Source organism: Methylophaga sp. UBA1464 (genome assembly GCF_002325665.1).
In the GTDB taxonomy this organism is placed as follows: domain Bacteria; phylum Pseudomonadota; class Gammaproteobacteria; order Nitrosococcales; family Methylophagaceae; genus Methylophaga.
Genome location: NZ_DCSO01000083.1, coordinates 2,687 through 5,781 on the forward strand (window position 1 = coordinate 2,687; position 3,095 = coordinate 5,781).

A 3,095-nucleotide genomic window follows, 5' to 3' on the forward strand; every position below is an offset into this window, starting at 1 on the left:
TTCATGCTTCTTTTTGTATTGTCATTTTCAGTACAAGCGAATGAAATATCTACATGGAATCGTCTGATTCTTTCTGGCGGTTCACATATCATGATCGGCTTTGCACCACCAGAGTTAAAGCAAGCTGAAATACTTAATATTTTTATTGAAGGTGATGGAGAACCCGGCGTGGCATTAAGGCTGGCGCAGGAAACCCGAGGAGACAGTGTCTATATAGGACGTCCCTGTCAATATCTGAAAGCTACCCGATTTAACTCGTGTAACCGTGAGCTGTGGACTTCACATCGATATTCTCAAGCCGTAGTGGATTCGATGGATATGGCAATTTCTATAATGAAACAGCAGTATCAAGCGAGTCAAATACGTTTGGTAGGGTATTCCGGAGGGGGAGCAATCGCATCGATTATTGCATCAAAAAGGAGCGATGTTGCACTATTAGTGACCGTTGCTGGCAACCTTGATCATAAGTGGTGGAGCGAATTTAATGATTCAGCACCTCTGTCGGGTTCATTAAACCCAGTTGATTACAGCTCAGCATTAGAGGCAGTACCCCAGATACATTTGATAGGCGATCATGATTTTGTGGTACCCGGGTCGGTATTAATGTCTTATCTGTCGAAATTCAAATCACGTGAAAAAGTAAAAAGCTATCTGGTGGGAGGAGCTGATCATACGTGCTGCTGGTCGGTGGCTATCGCTGCGGTACTGACGGATTAGACTGGAATGGCTAGCCAAGGCTGGCCAGCCATTCATCATCGGAACCTTCATTCATGCCTTCAAATAAATAAGTTGATAGATAGCGTTCGCCAGTATCGGGTAGCATTGCGAGAATAACCGAACCTGGTTCTGCATTTTCAGCGACTTTCATTGCGGCTGCCACAGTGCCGCCACAAGATAAACCACAGAAGATTCCTTCTTCACTGGCTAACCTTAATGCCCAGCTTTTGGATTCTTCATCAGTAACAGGGTATAACTCGTCATAAACATCGCGATTTAATACATCTGGAATGAAGTCTGGTGTCCAGCCCTGAATCTTATGGGGATGCCAGTCATCTCCTGCCAGCATCGATGCCGCAGCTGGTTCAGTGGCGACAATTTTGGTATCAGGTCTGGCAAGTTTTATCATTTCACCAGCCCCGGTTAACGTGCCGCCAGTTCCCCAGCCTGAGACCCAGTAATCGAGCCTTTTACCGGCAAAATCGCGAAGAATTTCAGGGCCGGTAGTATTTCGATGAAAAGCTGGATTAGCAGGATTTTCGAATTGTCTTGCGAGAAACCAGCCATGTTTTTCAGCAAGTTCCTCGGCTTTTTTCACCATTCCTGTCCCTTTTTCCGCTGCGGGAGTGAGGATAACTTTGGCACCGAGTGCCCGCATAATTTTCCGGCGTTCAATGGAGAAGGTTTCAACCATCGTGGCAACAAATGGATAACCTTTCGCTGCGCAGACCATTGCCAGGGCAATGCCGGTATTACCCGATGTTGCTTCAACGACAGTTTGTCCAGGTTTTAATACACCACGTTTTTCAGCGTCATCGATTACGGCAAATGCAAGGCGATCCTTAACCGAAGCCATCGGATTGAATGCTTCCACTTTGACGTACATTTCGACGTGCTCAGGAGCAATATTATTAAGTTTAACAATAGGTGTATTACCGATAGTGTCGAGGATGCTGTTATAGATCATAATTTCTCTGTCGGTCTGGTTAAATTAATCCAAAGCTTACACTAAATTGTTGATGCAAAAAAATCCACTGGTCGTCTAACAACAGCTATAAACAAAAACAGCCGCATGGCGGCTGTTAGTAGCGAAGTCCAGCTAAATGTCAGGAAACATTATTGCTTACATGAATATTTTGTTTGGTGGATTGTTTTGCCGGCTGTTTGCTATCCGGGTTAGATGTCAGCTCAAGTGCCTTCAAAATATTTTGTCGGGTAATTGAACCAACTAAGCGATTTTCTTTGATCACTGGCAAACATTTGTAAGCGGTTTGTAAAAATTTCTCGGCAACCTCAATGATGGAAGCTTCAAAATCAATGGTTTCAACTTTATTATGCATATATTCTTCGACTTTGCCGGCCGATTCGCCCTGATAAGCAGCATTAAGGGCGACTTGCATACAGTCTTTTTCAGAGAGAAAACCAATCAGGTTGCCATGATGATCCACTACCGGTGCCCCGGAAATTTTCAACTCAATCAGCTGATGAATCGCCCGCAACACATCCATATCAGGAGTGAAGGTGATCTTGGTGCCATTCATATGATCTTTTACTTTGAGTGATGCAAGCATGGACTACTCCCTGATGCTGATTAGTTTTGTTGTTTTTCCCGTTTCCGGGCTTCACACTCTTCTTTTTCCTGGATTGAGCAGGCACCACCACAACTTCCTGACAGTCCAACCTGATTCAAACCACCACAACTACCTTTTATTGCTGAACGGCCAAAAATTACACCTATAGCCATGGCTATAACAGCCAACAGAAGAATAAAAAATGTGGCGAGGAAAGTATTCATATTAGCCTCCAAAATCATCAAGCATGATGTTTTCAGGTTCAACACCTAAATCTTCGAGCATTTTGATGACGGCTGCGTTCATCATCGGTGGGCCGCACATGTAATATTCGCAATCTTCTGGAGCCGGATGATCTTTCAGATAGTTTTCATAAATAACATTGTGAATAAACCCGGTGTAGCCAGTCCAGTTATCTTCCGGCAATGCATCAGATAAAGCGACATGCCAGGTGAAATTATCATTTTCAGCGGCCAGCTCGTCAAAATCTTCGGTATAAAACATCTCACGCAGACTGCGGGCACCATACCAGAAAGTCATTTTACGTTTAGATTTCAAACGGCGCAGCTGATCAAAGATGTGTGAACGCATTGGCGCCATACCGGCACCACCACCAATGAATACCATTTCTTTATCCGTATCTTTGGCAAAAAACTCACCAAATGGACCGGAAATAGTGACTTTATCACCAGCTTTGAGATCAAAAATGTATGAAGACATGATTCCCGGTGGCACATCATCAGCATTAGGCGGTGGTGATGCAATCCGTACGTTCAGCATTACAATGCCTTTTTCTTCCGGATAGTT

At 44.2% G+C, this 3,095-nt stretch carries 5 protein-coding genes; 1 reads left to right on the plus strand and 4 read right to left on the minus strand.

What is annotated here, in order from left to right:
- The coding region (locus B3O33_RS10440) for an alpha/beta hydrolase (protein ID WP_349676316.1) at nucleotides 1–717 on the plus strand (717 nt) is incomplete at its 5' end.
- A gap of 10 nt (nucleotides 718–727) precedes the next feature.
- Here B3O33_RS10440 and cysK read toward each other — a convergent pair.
- The 4 genes from cysK to nqrF form a co-directional block, all read right to left on the minus strand.
- On the minus strand, nucleotides 728–1,684 hold the full coding sequence (cysK, locus tag B3O33_RS10445) for a cysteine synthase A (protein WP_292361917.1): 957 nt from the start codon (nucleotides 1,682–1,684) through the stop codon (nucleotides 728–730).
- Nucleotides 1,685–1,823: 139 nt separating this feature from the next.
- Nucleotides 1,824–2,288 (minus strand): CBS domain-containing protein, encoded by a 465-nt coding sequence (locus B3O33_RS10450; RefSeq protein WP_292361918.1) that lies wholly within the window; start codon nucleotides 2,286–2,288, stop codon nucleotides 1,824–1,826.
- Nucleotides 2,289–2,308: 20 nt separating this feature from the next.
- Complete coding sequence (nqrM, locus tag B3O33_RS10455) at nucleotides 2,309–2,512, minus strand: (Na+)-NQR maturation NqrM (protein WP_292361919.1); 204 nt, start codon at nucleotides 2,510–2,512, stop codon at nucleotides 2,309–2,311.
- Nucleotide 2,513: 1 nt separating this feature from the next.
- The coding region (gene nqrF, locus B3O33_RS10460; RefSeq protein WP_292363554.1) for an NADH:ubiquinone reductase (Na(+)-transporting) subunit F at nucleotides 2,514–3,095 on the minus strand (582 nt) is incomplete at its 5' end.

Bases quoted from the DNA above. Each gene is read 5' to 3' on its own strand.
- cysK (WP_292361917.1), bottom strand. From the start codon at position 1,684: ATGATCTATAACAGCATCCTCGACACTATCGGTAATACACCTATTGTT.
- B3O33_RS10450 (WP_292361918.1), bottom strand. From the start codon at position 2,288: ATGCTTGCATCACTCAAAGTAAAAGATCATATGAATGGCACCAAGATC.
- nqrM (WP_292361919.1), bottom strand. From the start codon at position 2,512: ATGAATACTTTCCTCGCCACATTTTTTATTCTTCTGTTGGCTGTTATA.